Annotated in this window: 15 protein-coding genes and 1 riboswitch; of the genes, 12 read left to right on the top strand and 3 right to left on the bottom strand. The window is 47.9% G+C overall.

Going from position 1 to position 18,539, the window contains the following annotated elements:
* The first annotated feature begins 341 nt into the window (after window positions 1-341).
* Genes G459_RS28590 through G459_RS0125080 form a run of 4 tightly spaced genes read left to right on the top strand, consistent with a single transcriptional unit; the run spans window position 342 to window position 3,249 of the window.
* Window positions 342-1,031 (top strand): bifunctional isocitrate dehydrogenase kinase/phosphatase, encoded by a 690-nt coding sequence (locus tag G459_RS28590; RefSeq protein ID WP_157373455.1) that lies wholly within the window; start codon window positions 342-344, stop codon window positions 1,029-1,031.
* Window positions 1,021-1,659, top strand: coding sequence for an NUDIX hydrolase (locus G459_RS0125090; protein ID WP_026970037.1), 639 nt, complete (start codon window positions 1,021-1,023; stop codon window positions 1,657-1,659). Before G459_RS28590 ends, G459_RS0125090 begins: the two co-directional genes overlap by 11 nt.
* A gap of 57 nt (window positions 1,660-1,716) precedes the next feature.
* Entirely contained in the window at window positions 1,717-2,970 is a 1,254-nt protein-coding gene (locus tag G459_RS0125085) for a DUF819 family protein (protein ID WP_026970036.1), read from the top strand.
* A 36-nt stretch (window positions 2,971-3,006) separates the two neighbouring features.
* On the top strand, window positions 3,007-3,249 hold the full coding sequence (locus G459_RS0125080) for a (2Fe-2S) ferredoxin domain-containing protein (protein WP_026970035.1): 243 nt from the start codon (window positions 3,007-3,009) through the stop codon (window positions 3,247-3,249).
* Between the two features lie 24 nt (window positions 3,250-3,273).
* Here G459_RS0125080 and G459_RS0125075 read toward each other — a convergent pair whose 3' ends face one another.
* Entirely contained in the window at window positions 3,274-3,594 is a 321-nt protein-coding gene (locus G459_RS0125075) for a YbjQ family protein (RefSeq protein WP_026970034.1), read from the bottom strand.
* 237 nt (window positions 3,595-3,831) lie between these two features.
* Here G459_RS0125075 and G459_RS0125070 point away from each other — a divergent pair, with 237 nt between their 5' ends.
* The 8 genes from G459_RS0125070 to G459_RS0125035 all read left to right on the top strand — a co-directional run bounded on the left by G459_RS0125070 (window position 3,832) and on the right by G459_RS0125035 (window position 16,976).
* Window positions 3,832-8,145, top strand: coding sequence for a PAS domain S-box protein (locus G459_RS0125070; protein ID WP_026970033.1), 4,314 nt, complete (start codon window positions 3,832-3,834; stop codon window positions 8,143-8,145).
* Window positions 8,146-8,213: 68 nt separating this feature from the next.
* A complete protein-coding gene (locus tag G459_RS0125065) occupies window positions 8,214-9,530 on the top strand; it encodes a hypothetical protein (protein ID WP_026970032.1) in 1,317 nt (438 codons plus the stop codon).
* An 89-nt stretch (window positions 9,531-9,619) separates the two neighbouring features.
* A riboswitch (SAM riboswitch) is annotated at window positions 9,620-9,720 on the top strand.
* A gap of 64 nt (window positions 9,721-9,784) precedes the next feature.
* Window positions 9,785-10,840, top strand: a complete 1,056-nt coding sequence (locus G459_RS0125060; protein ID WP_026970031.1) for a homocysteine S-methyltransferase family protein — start codon at window positions 9,785-9,787, stop codon at window positions 10,838-10,840.
* Window positions 10,833-13,520, top strand: a complete 2,688-nt coding sequence (gene metH / locus G459_RS0125055) for a methionine synthase (protein ID WP_026970030.1) — start codon at window positions 10,833-10,835, stop codon at window positions 13,518-13,520. Before G459_RS0125060 ends, metH begins: the two co-directional genes overlap by 8 nt.
* Before the next feature lie 92 nt (window positions 13,521-13,612).
* A complete protein-coding gene (metF, locus tag G459_RS0125050) occupies window positions 13,613-14,566 on the top strand; it encodes a methylenetetrahydrofolate reductase [NAD(P)H] (RefSeq protein ID WP_026970029.1) in 954 nt (317 codons plus the stop codon).
* A gap of 125 nt (window positions 14,567-14,691) precedes the next feature.
* Window positions 14,692-15,432 (top strand): energy transducer TonB, encoded by a 741-nt coding sequence (locus G459_RS29285; protein ID WP_084454699.1) that lies wholly within the window; start codon window positions 14,692-14,694, stop codon window positions 15,430-15,432.
* A gap of 36 nt (window positions 15,433-15,468) precedes the next feature.
* Window positions 15,469-16,320 (top strand): hydroxymethylglutaryl-CoA lyase, encoded by an 852-nt coding sequence (locus tag G459_RS0125040; protein ID WP_026970028.1) that lies wholly within the window; start codon window positions 15,469-15,471, stop codon window positions 16,318-16,320.
* A gap of 53 nt (window positions 16,321-16,373) precedes the next feature.
* The gene (locus tag G459_RS0125035; protein ID WP_026970027.1) at window positions 16,374-16,976 is read left to right on the top strand and encodes a Uma2 family endonuclease; all 603 of its coding nucleotides are present in this window, start codon (window positions 16,374-16,376) and stop codon (window positions 16,974-16,976) included.
* Between the two features lie 10 nt (window positions 16,977-16,986).
* On the opposite strand, the gene dprA is transcribed toward G459_RS0125035, so the two are convergent.
* Window positions 16,987-18,114: a DNA-processing protein DprA gene (dprA, locus tag G459_RS0125030; RefSeq protein WP_026970026.1), complete on the bottom strand. Its 1,128-nt coding sequence runs from the start codon at window positions 18,112-18,114 to the stop codon at window positions 16,987-16,989.
* Window positions 18,086-18,439 (bottom strand): MerR family transcriptional regulator, encoded by a 354-nt coding sequence (locus tag G459_RS0125025; RefSeq protein WP_026970025.1) that lies wholly within the window; start codon window positions 18,437-18,439, stop codon window positions 18,086-18,088. The genes dprA and G459_RS0125025 overlap by 29 nt, the downstream gene beginning before the upstream one ends.
* Window positions 18,440-18,539: the final 100 nt, after the last annotated feature.

Here is an 18,539-nt window from a genome sequence, read left to right as displayed (position 1 = left end):
TTTTTTTTAAAAAAGCGCTGATTTTCTGTGATTTAGGAGAGTGAATTTCGGGCCGAATAAAATTTTGAAACTTTTTCGCAATCGATTGTTTGGAGGATATGAAAACATTTTCTACTTTTCGGCTGTATTCATGAATTGAATATCTACAATAGGTTTAATAGGTTTGAGAGCAGGAAAAGGCCCGGATGATATCCAGGCCTTTTTTGTTTTTTAGGCGGCGGCAATCTCTCAATTACTTTTGGCCCGACGGTGGTCCCGCAAAAATTATCTTCAATTTGTCAGGGGCTCCTTGATTTGATTTTTCGCGCACTTCTCTTAGCTTCATCTTTCAATTTTCCCCTATGAGCGCATTGAAGCTACCTTATTACAGGATTTGGATTATGTTGTCGGTTGTATTAACAGCCTGCGAATCTTCGGATTCTGTGAAAAATGAAGCTGTCGCTGACTTGGAGGCAAATGGCGAATTGCTGGAAGAAATGCGCAACGAGATCAACATTGGTTTGGCGCAAAAATCAGCTTGGCAAAAACACTGGGAAAGTCAAATCGGGAGATTTGATGCCGAGAACTTTGAATTCGTGACGACGGATTCGATCGACGCAATGGAGATGCCGGAGAGGAATCCCATCTTGGAGAGCGATCCGCTTTTCCCCTATCAGTTTCCGCATCCTGAGGGGAATGGAACAATGGACATATTTTCCTACAAGGTGGAAGCACAGGAAGGTTTGGATCAGCCGTTTTTGAACCCGGACTCAGAGGTGATCTGGTATCGGGCTGACGGGATGAAGGAGCGCCTGCTTTTCATGGGACCTTCGGGGATGTTTGAAGAGGGTTTGTGGCTGAACGCCAGCGAATTTCTGGTTTTGGGATATTTTCAAGAGGACGCGGGGTTTAGGCCGATGGCGTGGATTATTGATCTGACCAGTCACCGGTTTAGCCAATTTAAGATGAATCAGGTGGTGAAGGACTACGCTCAAGAATCCTATCTCGATCAGAAACTGAAGTCGGTGGATCTGGGATCTGATGGAGTTTGATCAACTGATTGGACTTCTTGAAAGAAGGCTCAAAGCGCCCCTTCCCGGTAAAGTTGCCCATCTGAAGATGTCCCCTCAGCCCGTCGATCAACGGAGATTTGAGCCCATTTTGCCAGCGAATGTCAGAAATAGCGGTGTCCTGATCCTCTTGTACACTGACGGAAAAAGCACCTTTTTTCCTTTGATCAAAAGACCGGTATACCTCGGATTTCACAGCGGACAGATGGCTTTTCCCGGCGGAAAAATGGAAAAGACAGATGAAAATGTCATCCAAACAGCGCTGCGGGAGGCTGAGGAGGAAGTCGGTATTGATCGACATGAAGTTCGCTTGCTTGGCAAGCTGACCGATCTTTATATTCCCACCAGCAATTTCCTGGTCAGTCCCGTGGTCGGGTTTTTGGAGGGCATTCCTGAATTCATTCCAGATGAGAATGAAGTGTCGAGGATTGTGGAGACCGATCTTGATTTTTTGCTAAGTCCAGAGATACGTAAGCAGACGGTACTTGAGCTCGGTGAAAATATCCGACTGGACACACCCTATTTTGAAATCGACGGAGAAGTGGTCTGGGGAGCTACAGCAATGATTTTGAACGAGCTGATCCAAGTTCTGGAGCATCAGGAAGGCTAAAGTTGGTCTGTTTGCTCTTTTGTTGGTATTGTTGCACTACAATCCCACGACATTCCCATGGAAGAAAATGCCCCGATCATCAGCAACGATGCCGTAGTCTTTGGTCTGCTGATGGCAACTCTAGCGTTTGTGTTCGCTACCTCTGCCAGCAAAAGGCCATTCTGGGTCAGGTTCTATACCTATGTTCCTACCGTTTTGCTTTGCTATTTTATCCCGGCGGTTTTCAATTCGCTGGGATTGATATCGGGAGAATCATCTGGCTTATATAAAGTTGCATCCCGCTATCTGCTACCCGCGTCTTTGGTGCTATTCACGATCAGCATTGACTTGAAGGGGATCCTGAAACTGGGCCCAAAAGCTTTGACGATGTTTTTGGCAGGTACGGTCGGAATCATGCTTGGCGGACCTGTGGCGCTGATCACGGTGGGATTTTTCTATCCTGAGATCTACTCCGGCACGGGCTCGGACGAGATCTGGCGGGGACTGTCGACGATTGCCGGGAGTTGGATAGGTGGCGGAGCTAACCAGACAGCAATGCTGGAGGTCTTCGGAGCGAGCCCTACGTTGTTTGGGCAGATGATCGCAGTAGATGTCTTGGTTGCAAATCTCTGGATGGCTGTTTTGCTGTATTGGGCAGCTAAGCCGGAGAAGATTGACAAACTGCTCAAAGCTGACTCCACGGCGATCTATGAACTGAGAGACCGAATCGCTAAGTACCGCGAAGGGATCATGAAAATCCCCAGCTTGGGAGACACGATGCTGATCCTGGGTTTTGGATTTGGTGTCACTGGCGTTTCTCATTTATGCGCTGACTTTTTGGCTCCCTGGTTTGAGGCTAATTATCCCGAGCTCAATCAATACTCGCTGAATTCAGCGTTTTTCTGGATTGTGGTTATCGCCACGACGCTTGGACTTTTGCTTTCCTTTACCAAAGCGCGTAAACTTGAAGGTGCCGGAGCTTCCCGCATGGGAAGTGTCTTGCTGTATGTCTTGGTAGCGACGATCGGTATGCAGATGGATCTGGGGGCGGTATTGGACAGCCCAATTCTGTTTTTGGTAGGACTCATCTGGATTATTTTCCACGCGCTCACGATGATTTTGGTAGCCTGGATCATCAAAGCTCCGTTCTTTTATGTGGCGGTCGGGTCTCAGGCTAATGTGGGTGGAGCGGCTTCGGCACCTATTGTTGCCTCGGCATTTGATCCGTCGCTTGCTTCTGTCGGAGTACTATTGGCGGTGTTGGGGTATGCTTTAGGTACTTACGGTGCGTATATTAGTGGATTGATCATGCAGTCTATTTCAGCAATGTGATGCAGGCGATCTTACCACAAAATCAACTACAAACACATGAAGTTTAACAGACGGTTGGTGTTCATCTGCAGCGGATCGGATTGCAAAAAAGCCGGTTCAAAAAAAATCCGAAAGGAGCTCAAGGAGGCAGCGACTGCCGGTACTCTCAAAGGGCATTGCAAGTTTTTCCAGACCAAATGTATGGACATGTGCAAGACTGCCCCGATGGTGATCGTGGACAATCATTTTTGTAAAAAAGCAGATTTGAAGTCGGTGATGGAGCAAATCAAAAAGGCCTGAATCATTTCAGGCCTTTTTGATGAATTAGAGTTTGGTGACTTTCACGGCCGTGCCGCTCACGGTCACCATCAGCATTCCGTCGCGGATCGTCTCATAGTCGAGGTCGATGCCGATCACGGCATTCGCGCCAAAATGTCTGGCCTGCACTTCCATCTCTGACATTGCGGTGGCTTTTGCCTCTCTCAAAACCTGCTCGTAGGCCGAGGAGCGCCCACCGACAATATCGGTGATGCTGGCAAAAAAATCTTTGAAAACGTTGGCGCCGATAATGGTCTCGCCGGAAACAATACCTAGGTACTGATCTACCTGATAGCCTTCGAGAGAGGGAGTCGTGGAAATGATCATAGAAAGGGAGTTAGATAAGATTTAAATGTAATTTATGTGTTGAGACGTCAATTTGATGAGAAAGTTGAGACCGGAAATCTGAAATTCTGGTTTTGCGAAATATGGAGAAGTGAAAATAACGGACTAAGCTCGATAATTTTGAAGTTCTTCGTTTGTCTTTAACGTTTTCTTTGCAAATATTACCTTCTTCTTTTGGGGAATTCGATCTCGTTTCCCAAAAATCCTTTCCGCTGATTCATGAGCCAATTCCAGCAGTTTGATATTTCTGATTTTCTGAATGAGATAAAGGAACCCATGTTTCTGATGGATGGGGAGGAGATTGTTTTTTTTAACAGATTCTTTCAGGAAAATCTCTACCCCGTGGCGGATGATTGGAGGCTTTTCTTTGACAATGCCGAATTAGTCCAGGAGTTGGAGCTCTATTTCCAAACTGGGACTTTGCCAAAAAGCAAATTTTCGAAAACACATTATTTAGCTGACGGACACAAAGTCCGTTTTGATTGGTTCTTCATTCAATTACCGTCCAGCTACAATATACGGTTTCTGATTGCCAAAGGTACTCGGATAAGGGCCCGCGGAGTGGAGCAGGCAGACGCGGTCCTGAAAGAGGACGATCTAAGCACGGATGAGCTCAGCTTCATGCAGAGTATTCTCAATAACAGTCACGACCTGATTGCCATCTTGGACAGGGAGGGGAATTACAAGTTTATCAGCGATTCGATTACTGAAAAGCTGGGTTATCCGCCTTCGTCTATCATAGGGAAGAATTTCAGGGAATTTTCCTCGCTTGGAATTATAGAAATCGTCAAGGGGAATTTCGCGGATGTTCTGGACTCAAATGAAGAAGTCGCGATTGATTTCTGGGTGAAACTCGGGAATGGCAAGCGCATCTACCTGGAGAGTTTTGCCAAAAATCTTCTGGGTCATCCGGAGATTCAGGGGATTATGTTTAGCTCTCGCGATGTCACCGAATATGTACAGACCAAGCAGTCACTCCAAAAGCGCTATGAGATCGAGAATCTGATCATACAGATTTCTTCCCGGTTGATCAATGGAAGTTTGTTAGAACTTGGAGCGGAGTATTTTTCGGCGATTTCGGTGTTTGGGGAGTTTTTGCAGGCTAGAAATGCAGAGATTTTGGTGTTCAACAGGGAGTCCGAGCAGCTGGAAGTGCTGACTTCCTGGTCCCTTGGCAAAGAAGGATACCGGAATTTTGAGCTTTCCAAAGCGGAGCTTAACCTGATTTTTGAAAATCAGGCCTTTTTGGAGAAAGGAAAAGTGAGGCTGATTGCCACCGAACTGCCGGAGCAACACGCTATCCGGGATCTAAGCAACTCCAGGATTCTCGTCCCGATGATTTCCGGAAATAGACTGCTTGGCTTGGTGAGATTTGAGTCTGAGAAACTCGATTTTCCGTTTGTGGAAAAAGAGATTCAAGTGCTGAGGCAACTGGGAGACGTGCTGGCAGGGGCTTATCTGGGTAGCCAGATGACGCAGAAGATAGAGCGGAACGAAAACCTACTGGCCTACACCGAATTGCTTTCCAAGTCGGGATCCTGGAGGCTTAGCGTGCCCAAAAAGCGCTTCTTTTTTTCGAGCGGACTGGCAAGTCTGTTTGACTTGGGGTCCAAACCCGTGACCCAGGACTTTTCCGTTTTGATATATAAGATCGACAAAGCCTCCCGCCCTGGATTCATCCGGGATCTCAAGCGTTCGATCAATAAATTGATCCGGACCTCGGGGGAGTTTACACTGACGGACAAAAACGGTAAGATCAGATTTGTCAGCTATGAAATTGAAGGCAAGCGGGAATTTCTGACCCAGGGGCTTGAGGTATATGGATTTTGTACGGACATATCCCACAAGCGTGCCTCTGACAGCTATCTCAGGTTGCAGTCTCAGATTTTGGCGCAAGTGAGCGATCCGATTTTGGTGACGAATTTGGAGTTTGAAGTTATTTATCAAAACGACGCGGCTGCACAGCTCTGTTGTATCGATCTGACCAGAGACTTTGAGGGACATTTCACCGAATTGGTGCAGATCGAGTGGGACAAAGGGGAGAGTCTCGCCCAGATCTCTTCTAACCTAAAAGTCGGGGAGGTCTGGAAGTCCGAACGTCAGCTTGAGACCCAATCAAAAGGAAGTGCTCCGTTTGAAGTTTCGATCCAGGCGATCCACGCAGAAGGGAAAGAGAAGGTGGGGTACTCTGTGATATTAAGAGGGCTGGAAGAAAAATATAAGGCAGAACAGATTGCAAAAAACGCCCACATAATCGTAGAAAACAGCCCTGCGGTGCTTTTCAGAGTTGACCCCGAGGAGTCTTATAAGATCCATTTCATCTCCGAGAATATCAAGAGATTCGGATATGACGCAGCGCATTTGACTGCTAATCAGGTTTCGTTTTTGGATTTGCTGCATCCTGAGGATGCGGAGCGAATCCGCGCTAAATCTACCATGGCAAAAGGAGCGGAGGGTGTCCCGTCTTTTTCCGGAGAATATCGGATCAAAAATACATCTGGGGAATTCATATGGGTAGAAGACCGGACTCGCGACGTGGTCGCCGATTCGGGCAAGATCATCCTGCATGAGGGACTTTTTCAGGACATCTCGGACAGAAAGAATCTCGAAGCCATCCAAAGTCAGCGGGACAGTCAATATCGGGTGTTGGCAGCCAATATCCCTGATGCGAATATTTTCCTCATTGACTCGGATCGAACGTACATCGTTGCCGAGGGGACTAATTTTGAGAAATGGGGACTGACCCGGGAAGATTTTGAGGGGAAAAAGCTGGAGGAAATGCAGCTCACCCCCTATAAAGAGATCAGTAAAATACTGGATACTGTTTTTCAGGAATTGGAGATCGTGGAGACGGAATTTGTCCTGAAGGGACGTCACTACCATCGCACGATCCGGCCGATTGTCATCGGAGGTGAGGCCAAATATGCCCTCAGTATAGTCAGGGACGTACATGACGAATTTCAGACGAAGCTTGACTTGCAGCAGTCTGAAGAGAAATACCGCAGACTGGTGGAGGAATCTACCGAGATCATTTTTTCCCTGACGGAGACGTTTCTGCTCCATTATGTCTCGCCCAATGTGAACCAATTCCTGGGATATGACTCAGTGGAGGTCATCGGACGCAGCATTTTCGACTTCTTGAATCCGGATGATTTGGGCATCTTTCAGGTTTTGCTCGACGAGACCAAAGACTTTTTGGCACATAATCAGTTCTTGGAGTTTCGACTCCGGCACAAAAATGGCGAGTATCGAGTCTTTAATTCCAATGGGAAGCTGATCGAAGACAAAAACGGAATCCATCGCTACTACACCGGAGTAGCACGGGACATTACCAAGCTCAAAGAAACGCAGCGCGAACTCTTGCTTGCAAAAGAAAAAGCAGAGCAGGCATCCCAGATCAAGTCACAGTTTCTCTCCGTGATGAGCCACGAGATAAGAACGCCGATGAATGCCGTGATTGGTCTGGCACATTTCCTCATGGAGGAAAGCCCGCGGCCCGACCAGCTGGAAAACCTCAAAACCCTCCAGTTTTCGGCCGAAAACCTGATGGCCTTGATCAATGACATTCTCGATTACAACAAGATCGATTCTGGAAAAGTCGAATTGGAGCAGGCTCCCTTTGATCTGAGAAATGTCGTCCACAGGATCGTGCACGCCCACAGCTATCAGGCCAATGAAAAATCGCTCAAAGTCACCTGTGAAATCGACGAGGCCATCCCACAGACTCTGATAGGGGATTCGCTTCGGATTGGTCAGATTGTCAATAATCTGGTGTCTAATGCCATCAAGTTTACAGACAAAGGCTTTGTGAGGATCTCGATCTCAAGGGAGTTTTCGCAGGACAATCAGACCGACATCCGTTTTGTTTTCGAAGATACCGGTATCGGGATTCCGGAAGGAAAGCGAAAAGCGATCTTCGAAGCTTTTACGCAGGCATCTTCATCCACCAGCCGAAAATATGGGGGCACCGGCCTGGGCTTGGCGATCGTCAAGCGCTTGGTGGAGCTTTTTGGCGGAGATATCGAGGTGCAACCGCGCAAGGGCGGAGGAAGCCTCTTTGAATTTACCATTCCGTTCGAATTTATCGATTTGCGAAAGCTGGAGGCAGAGCGGGCGGCGCTCATTTCCCATCAAAGATCTCTTGAACATGCATCCATCTTGGTGGCGGAAGACAACGTGGTCAATCAGATTTTGATCCGAAAATTCCTCACCAAGTGGAATGTCAAAAATCTGATCATCGCCTCGGACGGGCGGGAGGCGCTGGATCAATTTAATTTGGGGACTTTTGACCTGGTGCTGCTGGATCTCCAGATGCCCGAGCTGGATGGATTTGCGGTGGCTACTGCGATTCGCAGTCATGCGGATCCCAAAAAGCAGAATATTCCGATTTTGGCGCTGACCGCGGCTTCTTTGCATGAAGTCAAAGAGGAGATGAAAGCCAGCGGAATGGACGATTTTGTGCCGAAGCCATTCACCCCCGAGCTACTTTTTGATAAAATTTTAAAGCATCTCAACCCAAAAGATCGGGATTGAGTGGGCGTTTAGCACTAATTTTGCCTAGAGGCAGCTAAACTTATCAGCCTCTTCACAAACCTGATTTCATGACTCTTCTACGAAGGTTTTTGCTTTTCCTTTTTCTTTTATCTCTTCCGAATTTCCTGCAGGCACAAAAACTGGTCAACAAGCGTTCGTCATTTTATGCCTTTACGGGAGTCTCGGGCGCCAAACTTAGGGAGTTTAATGAAATGCTGGCAGATCGGGGATTGTCACCTCTGCGGAACAGATATCGAACCTACGGCCTTGGTTATCAGGCCAGAATCAATGACTTTATTTTGGGTCTTGAGCTTTCGCAGCATCAAAGTAAAGTCAGCGAATTGGATGAGTTTGAGATTCGGTATCGTACTTCCAGAGCGCTTGTAAACGTCGGGTATTCGTTGACCGAAGAGGGGAGATTCCAGCTGATTCACTACATGTCGATCGGCGTCGGGTACTTGAACTTCGAGATGCTGCCTGCTCAAGGAAATTCCAACCTGGCTGATTTTCTTCAAAAACCTCAGGAGGGATTCATCTTAAGGGAAAACAATATCCAAAAAGGAACCCAGTATTTTGGGGACTTTCTGACCGAAATCGGCTTTCAGCTCAGCTATGATTTCGATCTGCCTGGGAGAAAAGAAGCCGTTCAGGTTTTGGCAAAGGTTGGCTACTCTTTTAGCCCTTTTGAAGGAAAATGGGAGATGAACGGCTATTCGTTTGACAATACCCAATCGGGCGCATTTGTCCGGGTCGGAGCGGGGATTTCGCTTCCGGACAGGAATTTCTTCTACAAAGATGCCTCGATCGGCGTGTCGTTTTTCAAAGGCTTTCATTTCACCAAGCCCGAGAAATTCAACAACGAATTGATGAAGCAGGGCTATCAGCCCTTGCCGGGAACTCCTTCCAACTGGGGTTTGAGAGTGTTGGGTGAGACCGAAGGGCTGTTGTACGGAGTCGACGTGTTCAATTCCGCCATGGAAGGCCCTGCGAGCAATTATCAAAACCAATCTCTAAACAGCCTTAGGGTCTATGCCAACGGCGGGATGAAGTTTTTTCAGTTCAAAAACTTCGCAGTCGGAGCGATGGGAGGAATTGGGTATGGCAACATCCGATACACCCTGAGTCAGAACGAAAAGCCGAATTTTCCGGAGCTTTTTGAACAGCGCTATTTTGATGGATATCTGAAAAGCTCGGGAATGATGGCTAAGCCAGAGATCATGGTTGAATATGGAATTCCGATGACTAACAGGAAGCTTTTTGACTTGGTAGTAAGTGCTTCAGCGGGGTATGAACTTGCCTTGGGGAATTACCGCCTCGGAGACCTTGGTATGGCGGAGTTTCTGTCGGCGCCGATGATTGGTTTTAGCGTGGGCGTTCGTCCCTGATTTCCTGAATTTGAATAATTCTGCTGTCAAAAAACAAGGAATTGAATTATACCTACATCATTTTTAGCGAAATGCTGTTACCTTTGCTAAGCTTATCGAGAAAGACCGAGGGAAGGGCCCTGCGACGTCTTAGCAACCTGTAACCAAGGTGCTAACTCCCAATTCCGGAGATGCCGGAAACAGATGAGCGGACAAGTACCTGTACTTTTCTCCGTGTTTTGCTCGATTGGCTTTTTTGAATTAACTACATCACGATGCAAAACAGAACGGAAACCCTGCTCCAGGCAATTCAGAACCGGATTTTGATCCTAGACGGAGCCATGGGGACCATGATCCAAAGATATACCCTGACTGAAGAGGACTTTCGTACCCCGGAGCTTAAGAGTCATCCCAAATCACTCAAAGGCAACAATGACCTGCTTTCGCTGAGTCGGCCGGATATCATCCGTCAGATTCATAAGGAATACCTGGAAGCTGGTGCCGATATTATCGAAACCAATACCTTTTCCGGTACGACAATCGCGCAGGCGGACTATGAGCTTTCCCATTTGGCATACGCTATAAATTTTGAGTCAACGAAGATCGCCCGTGAGATTGCTGTCGAATTCACTGCCAAGGAACCCCATAAACCCCGCTTCGTGGCAGGCGCTGTAGGGCCAACAAACAGAACGGCCTCACTTTCTCCGGATGTCAACGACCCCGGCTATCGCGCGATTACTTTTGACCAGCTGGCCGAGGCCTACGCTGAGCAGGTGAGAGGCTTGCTCGACGGTGGATCGGACATCATCCTGGTGGAGACTATCTTCGATACGTTGAATGCCAAAGCCGCATTGTACGCGATTCAGGATGTGTACGAGGAAAGAAACATTCCGCTTGACCCAAAAGATGGCGGGATTCCGATCATGATTTCCGGTACGATTACGGATGCTTCAGGCCGCACGCTGTCCGGTCAGACGACCGAGGCGTTTCTGATCTCTGTCTCGCATGTTCCTTTGCTTTCCGTGGGATTAAACTGCGCTTTGGGGGCCAAAGAACTTCGGCCTTATCTGAAGGTGCTTGCCCAAAATGCGCCTTTCTATGTTTCAGCTTACCCAAATGCAGGCCTGCCAAACGAATTTGGACTGTATGATCAGGGAGCCAACGAAATGGCGGATCAGGTGAGGGACTTTTTGAAAGAAGGAATGCTGAATATCCTCGGCGGATGCTGTGGTACCACGCCGGATCACATTTCGGCATTGGCCAAGATGGCCGCTGAATATAAGCCAAGAGTAATCGAGGAAGTAACTGAGGAGGAGGAAAGCAATGTTTAAAAACTACATGAAACTCTCGGGCTTAGAGCCTTTGATTTTCACCCCCAATATCAATTTTGTCAACATCGGAGAGCGGACCAACATCACGGGTTCGAAGAAATTTGCCCGTTTGATTCTCAACGGTCAATACGATGACGCCCTCGAAATCGCCCTGGATCAGGTGCGTGGTGGTGCGCAGGTGTTGGATGTGTGCATGGACGAAGGAATGCTGGATGGAGAGTTTGCGATGGTCAAGTTCTTGAATCTTATCGCGTCCGAACCGGAAATCAGCCGAATCCCGATCATGATCGACAGCTCCAAGTGGAGCATTATCCTGGCAGGTTTGAAGTGTGTGCAGGGGAAGGGAATCGTGAACTCGATTTCTCTCAAAAACGGCGAAGCGGAATTTATCCAGCAAGCCAAAACCGTCAAGAAATTCGGAGCGGCGGTCGTCGTGATGGCGTTTGACGAAAAAGGACAGGCCGATACCTATGATCGGAGAGTGGAGATCTGCGAACGAAGCTATCGAATCCTCGTCGATCAGGTCAAATTCAATCCCCAAGACATCATCTTCGACCCGAATATCTTCCCGGTTGCAACCGGTATGGAAGAGCACCGCAAGAATGCGCTGGACTTTTTCAACGGTACCAAGTGGATCAAAGAGAACCTTCCCGGAGCGAAAGTCAGTGGGGGAGTCAGCAATATGTCCTTTTCATTTCGTGGAAATGATCGAATGAGAGAGGCCATGCATGCGGCGTTCCTTTACCATGCCATCCATCACGGCATGGACATGGGCATCGTTAACCCCACGATGTTGGAAGTGTACGATGACATTCCAAAGGATCTCCTGGAGCGAGTCGAAGATGTGCTTTTTGATCGGCGAGATGACGCCACGGAGCGACTGTTGGATTTTGCAGAAACGGTAAAAGCCGCCGGAAAGAAGGAAGTGGTCAACGAAGCGTGGAGAACAGATCCTGTAGCCAAGCGGATCGAGCATGCCTTGGTCAAGGGGATCCTGGACTTCATTGTCGAAGACACCGAAGCCGCTCGCCTCGAACTCAGCAATCCGCTGAAGGTGATCGAAGGCCCGCTGATGGACGGGATGAACGTGGTGGGAGACCTGTTTGGAGAAGGGAAAATGTTTCTTCCGCAGGTCGTGAAATCCGCCCGCGTAATGAAAAAAGCGGTGGCCTATCTGGAGCCATTTATGCCTTTACCAGAAGAAGGGCAGGTGACGACCTTGAAGAAAATCCTCCTTGCGACTGTGAAAGGAGACGTACACGACATTGGAAAAAACATTGTCGGGGTTGTTTTGGCTTGCAACAGCTACCTGATCATCGATCTGGGAGTGATGGTGGATGCTCAAAAGATCATCGACGAAGCTGTCAAAAATAACGTGGACATCATCGGGCTGAGTGGCTTGATCACGCCGTCTCTGGACGAAATGGTCAACGTCGCTTCCGAGATGGAGCGACAGGGCATCAAGATCCCTTTGCTGATCGGTGGCGCTACCACCTCGCGAATTCACACTGCCGTGAAGATTGATCCGGTGTACTCCGGCACGGTCGTACATGTGACGGACGCGAGTAAGTCGGTTCCGATAGCGGGCGAAGCAATCTCTGAGGAAACCAAAGAAAGCTATCGGCTTCAACTGAAGGAAACTTACCGTCAATTACGCGTAGAGCACGAGGCGAAGCAGTCGTTGAAGCAACTGGTCAGCTACGAGGAGGCGAAGGCCAATCCGGTGGAGATTGACTGGAGTTCTTATGAACCCGTGATACCAAAAGCGCTCGGAAAGACTGTCTTGAAGGATCTGGATCTGACTGTCGTGCGAAAGTATATCGACTGGACTCCCTTCTTCAGTACTTGGATGCTGAGTGGGAAATATCCAAAAATCCTCGAAGATCCGACAGTTGGCCATGAAGCGAAAAAGCTTTTTGCAGATGCACAGGAGATGCTGGATCGCATGATTTCGGAAAAATGGCTTTCTGCAAATGCCGTTTTTGGCCTATATCCTGTGCAGAGAACGGACGACGACGCCGCGGTCTTTGCGCCAAACGGGGAGCAAATCGCATCCTTCCACTTTTTGCGCCAGCAGGGCAAAAAAGGAAAGGGCGTGCCAAACCGCTCACTGGCTGATTATCTACATCCGGATAAAACCGACTACATGGGTTGCTTTGCCGTGACTTCGGGGTTGGGAATGGAGACCAAGTTGGCGGAGTTCCAGGCTGCCGGTGACGACTACAACGACATCATGTTCAAGGCATTGGCTGATCGATTGGCCGAAGCTGCAGCGGAATATATCCATGAGGAAGTCCGAAAGAACTATTGGGGTTATTCGACGGAGGAAAGTCTGGACAATGACTCTTTGATCCGCGAGGAATATCCGGGAATTCGTCCTGCGCCAGGCTATCCGGCTTGTCCGGAGCACTCTGAGAAGATGACGATCGACCGCTTGCTTGACTTGGAAAAATCTGTCGGAATCACGCTGACTTCTAGTTTTGCGATGTATCCAACGAGCTCGGTTTCTGGGTTCTATTTTGGCAATCCGGAAAGTAAATATTTTGGCTTAGGGAAAATCGGAGTGGATCAAGTCGAAAGCTACGCAGAGCGAAAAGGAATCACGCTTCAGCAAGCTGAGCGCCTGCTCTCCCCAAATTTGGCTTATTCTCCAGCTCCAACTTTAGCAACATCGAACTAATGAAATCGAGCATGATGAAGGATGCCATCAATGGAAATCCGGGTCAATCATGCGAGATTTCATGAGGCAATTGAAAAGCATTAACTAATCACATGAAAATAACCGAACACCTTAATAACGCGAAATCCACGCTTTTTTCATTTGAAATTCTGCCTCCGCTCAAAGGCCAAAGTCTCAAAGAACTATTAGAAGGAATTGCTCCTTTGATGGAGTTCAAGCCGCCTTTTGTGGACGTCACCTACCACCGGGAGGAGTTTATCTACAAGAAGCATCCGAACGGACTCTTGGAGAAAATCAGTACCAAAAAACGCCCGGGAACCGTCGGTATTTGCGCAGCGATCATGAACCGATTTCACGTGGACGCGGTGCCGCATTTGCTTTGTGGAGGCTTTTCCAGAGAAGAAACCGAAAATGCTCTGATCGATCTCAATTTCATCGGCGTTGATAATGTGCTCGCGCTACGCGGCGATGCGCCGAAGACCGAAGGGCGATTTATTCCGGAGACCGAGGGTCACAGCTATGCGAGTGAGTTGGTGGAGCAGATCGTAAGAATGAATAACGGGCGCTACCTGCACGAGGAAACAGAAAACAGCTTCCACACCGATTTTTGCGTGGGAGTGGCGGGCTATCCGGAAAAGCACTTTGAAGCACCGAGTTTGAAATTTGATCTGAAGTATTTGAAGGAGAAAGTCGACAAGGGTGCGGAATACATTGTAACTCAGATGTTTTTTGACAACCAGAAATACTTCGAATATGTTGACAAGGTGCGTCAAGCAGGCATCACCGTTCCGATCATTCCGGGGATTAAGCCAATCGCCACGATCGGCCAGATCACCAATCTGCCGAGGACCTTCTTTTTGGATCTTCCCGATGCGTTGACCGACGAACTTGAAAAATGTAAGACAAATGCTGACGTCAAAGAAGTGGGGATCGCTTGGTCAATCCAGCAGTGTAGAGAGCTGATTGCCGCCAATGTGCCATCGCTGCACTTCTACACGATGAGCAAAGCGGACACGACTTATAAGATTGCTAAGGCAGTATTCTAAACGAAGATTTGCCCTAAGCAACAATAAAGCTCAATTCCCCTGGGGATTGGGCATTTTGTTTTTTGGACCAAAGGTGATATTTTGGTTGAAATAGAGCCTTTAGTTAAAAAAAACAAAACTCTGATATGCGTCGACTGTTATTTTTTATACCGATTTTTTTGCTTTGCAATTTTGCCCTCGCCCAGAACTATGTGCGGTTTTTGGGGAAGTATGACATCGAGGTGAAGGATACGAGCAAGAATGACTTTACCCATTTTGAGTTGATCCAAGAACAAGGGAATGTCATATTGGTCCACAGGTTTTTGAAGGATTCTACCAAGATTTATGAAAACACAATCTTGTTTGACAGTTTGGGAAATGAGATAGGTTCGAGTAAAAAAGAGTTTTTCGCATCCAGAAAAACCAAATCAATGGAACGGACGGATGAACTGGCTAAGGAAAAGTCCACCAAGACGTTTTATGAAAATGGAGCGCTAAAAAGCGAGGTGTTTCTAAGGGATAGTGAGGTGGTTTCCGAAAAGTATTACAACGTCGATGGTGCTGAGATTCCGAAGCCGGAATTTTCTTCACCATCGCCAAAAGATGGGGTGAATGGTTGGAATAAATACCTGGCTTCCGTGCTAAGATATCCTCAGGTTGCGCGCAATGTGAAGGCGGAGGGAACTGTCATCGTTTCTTTCAGGGTAGATGAGGAAGGACAAATTCACGATCTCACTGTCCTAAATCGTGGAGAAAGCCATGATTCGCTGGAAAGGGAAGCGTTGAGAGTCGTAGAGGAATATCCGCATCGCTGGGTGCCCGCTACAGAGAACGGAGTACCCATCGAAACCGTGGTGAAACTGCCTCTCCGCTTCAAACTAAGTTAGAGCGCCTTTTTCCTCCCAAATCCCGTAACTTCGACTATGATCAAACTCATCGAATGTCCCAGGGACGCCATGCAGGGAATTCCGGGATTTATTGACACGGCTATCAAAGCTGCCTATATCAACCAACTCTTGGAAGTCGGATTTGACACGGTGGACTTTGGGAGCTTTGTCAGTCCAAAGGCCGTTCCGCAGATGCGGGACACGGCCGAAGTTCTTGATTTACTCGATTTGCATGGAAGCAAGTCAAAGCTGTTGGCCATCGTGGCAAATATCCGTGGGGCAGAGGATGCCCTTCACTTTCAGGAGATCGATTTTTTGGGTTTTCCGCTGTCTATCTCCGAGACATTTCAACAGCGAAATACCAATGCTTCAATCGCTGAAGCGCTGACCCTGGTAGAGGAAATTCAAAACTTATGTGAGATCAAAGGTAAAAAGCAGGTAGTTTATCTCAGTATGGGTTTTGGAAATCCTTTCGGCGATCGCTATTCTCCTGAGCTGGTCGCGGAATTTGTGGAAAAGCTCGTGCAGCTGGGCATTGAAACGATCTCACTTTCCGATACGGTTGGCGTTGCGACTCCGGAATTGATCACCGAATTGCTGAGAGTTCAGATTGATGCGTTTCCCCAGATTGAGTTTGGCGCACATCTGCACAGCAGGCCGGATTCTATTTCCGAGAAAGTTTTGGCGGGATTAAAAGGCGGTTGCAGGCGCTTTGACGGAGCTCTGAAGGGATATGGAGGCTGCCCCATGGCAAAAGACGAGCTAGTCGGAAACATGGCGACCGAAGTAATGATCGAGACGCTCGAAAAGGAGGGCTATGATCTGGGTCTGAAAAAGTCTGAACTGGCAGAGGCGATGAAGCTTACCCAATTCGTGTTTAATCCCTAGTTTCTAGTTCTTTAAACCGGTTTTGTGAATCTGATATTTCGTAACTTTTACCCATGGAATCCAAGAAATCAGATGTCGTAAACGAGCCGGATATCGAATACGGTCGCTATTCGTATGCTGACTACCTGACCTGGGAGATGGATGAGATGGTGGAACTCATCAAGGGGAAAATATTCAAGAGGGCTGCTGCTGCCCCTGGGATGAGTCATCAACGAATTTCAGTTCATTTGGTCGCTGCGTTTTACGCTTTTTTAAAGGGGAAAACCTGTCAGGTTTTTCACGCCCCATTTGATGTGAGACTTCCAGTTAAGTCCAAGAAAAACAGCGATATAGATACCGTGTTGCAACCGGATATTTGTGTAGTCTGTGATGAAAGTAAGCTCGATAAAGCGGGATGCCTTGGTGCACCGGATCTGGTGGTGGAGATTCTGTCACCAGGAAATAACAAAAGGGAGTTGAAAAATAAGTTTGAAGTCTATGAAGAGGCTGGAGTCAAGGAGTATTGGGTGATCCATCCAAATGAACAGACATTGCTGATCTACTCCCTAGTAGACGGAAGATATCAAGCTTCACGGTTTTTTGTTCCCGAAGATGAAGTAACATCGGCCTGTTTGCCGGGCTTTACGCTGGATTTAGAAGATATTTTTGGGCAATAGATCAAGCATCTCAAATCAACAGCTTGTATTTTTTTCCGGGAAGGGACTTTACGATTCCCTCAAATTCAAGTGATAGCAACTTGGAGGAAAGCATCCCCAGAGGGATCTCGGTCTGGTAGCTGATCTGATCGATCTCGGATTCGCCTTTGTCAAGCAGAAGTTGCAGGATCAGCGTTTCTTCCTCATCCCGATTGCTAAAGTCCAGGCTTGGCCGTTTGATCTTTTCCTCTCCGGGTTTTGTCCAAAAAAGTGCCTCAGCGATGTCTCCTGGGCCGGTGTAGATCCCCGCTTTCATCTTTCGGATCAATTGGTTGCAACCTTCGGAAAAGGGCGATTGCAGATTTCCCGGGACGGCGAAGACGTCTTTGTCATAGCTATAGGCGATCTCTGCTGTGATCAACGCTCCGCCTTTTTCCGCAGCTTCGACGACGATCAGCGCGTCGGAAAGTCCTGCGATAATCCGGTTTCTCGCGGGGAAGTTTCCTGGCATCATTGTGCTTCCCGGAGCATATTCGCTCATGAGAATGCCAGTCTCCTGTAGCTGCTCCGCGGTCTTTCTGTGTGCAGCTGGGTAGATCTGCGAAAGAGGCGAACCCATCACGGCGATGGTCGGCAGTCCGACCTGCAATGCCGCCCGATGTGCTTCGATGTCAATCCCATAGGCCAATCCGGAAACGATAATAGGTTGATAGGGTAGGAGGTCCTCTACGATCTTTCGGGTGATGGATTTGCCATAGGTGGTCGCACTTCGCGTCCCGACGATTCCGACGCTTCGCTCGAAGTTCAAGTCGCAGTTTCCCTGTACAAACAGGATGACAGGCCCGTCTTCCAGTACTTTTAATCTGGACGGAAAATCGGTGTCAGTGGAAATCAGGATTCGGAATCCTTTCTTTTCGCAAAGGTCAATCAGCTCATCAGCTTTGCGGAGTAGAGACTCGGACTGGTTTTGAATTTCGAGGATTTTCTCTCCGACCCGCGGGATCTTGGCTGCTCTGCCTTTGTTGAGTGTAAAGAAAGTTTTAGCCGAGCCGCTGTAAGCCAGAATCGCTTTGAATATTCCAGGGCCGACTTTAGGTGCTTGCGTAAGTGCTAGATGGTAGCGGAGGTCTTCAGGATCCGTTTCGGGTTTTGAGTTCATTCTTCAGATTGATTAAAAAGTCTTTGATTTCCTGAAGCTTTTGAACTGCTGCCACTTTGTCGAATCCCTGGTTTTTGCCCGAGGAGATCACTTCCTGCGCACCTTGAAGAGTATATCCCTTTTCCTTGACCAGATGATATACATAGCGGATCTTTTGGATATCGTCTTTGGTATAGCGACGGTTGCCTTTCTTGTCTTTTTTCGGACGGATGATGTCAAATTCACCTTCCCAATAGCGAATCAGCGATGGTGCTACCTTAAACATCTCGGCAACTTCCCCTATGGAATGGTATTTCTTTTCGATCTCTCGCTCTTTGTACGGCACAGCAGTTTCTGATTATCTCTTACCAAGGCGATTCTTGCTTAATCTCGACTTTGGAAAGTTTGGTTTAATATCTAAGATAAAAATTTGCGCGGTCACTTCA

Source organism: Algoriphagus terrigena DSM 22685, assembly GCF_000429445.1.
In the GTDB taxonomy this organism is placed as follows: Bacteria; Bacteroidota; Bacteroidia; order Cytophagales; family Cyclobacteriaceae; genus Algoriphagus; species Algoriphagus terrigena.
The sequence above is the reverse complement of the archived record's forward strand: the minus strand, read 5'-3'. Positions and strand labels throughout refer to the sequence as shown.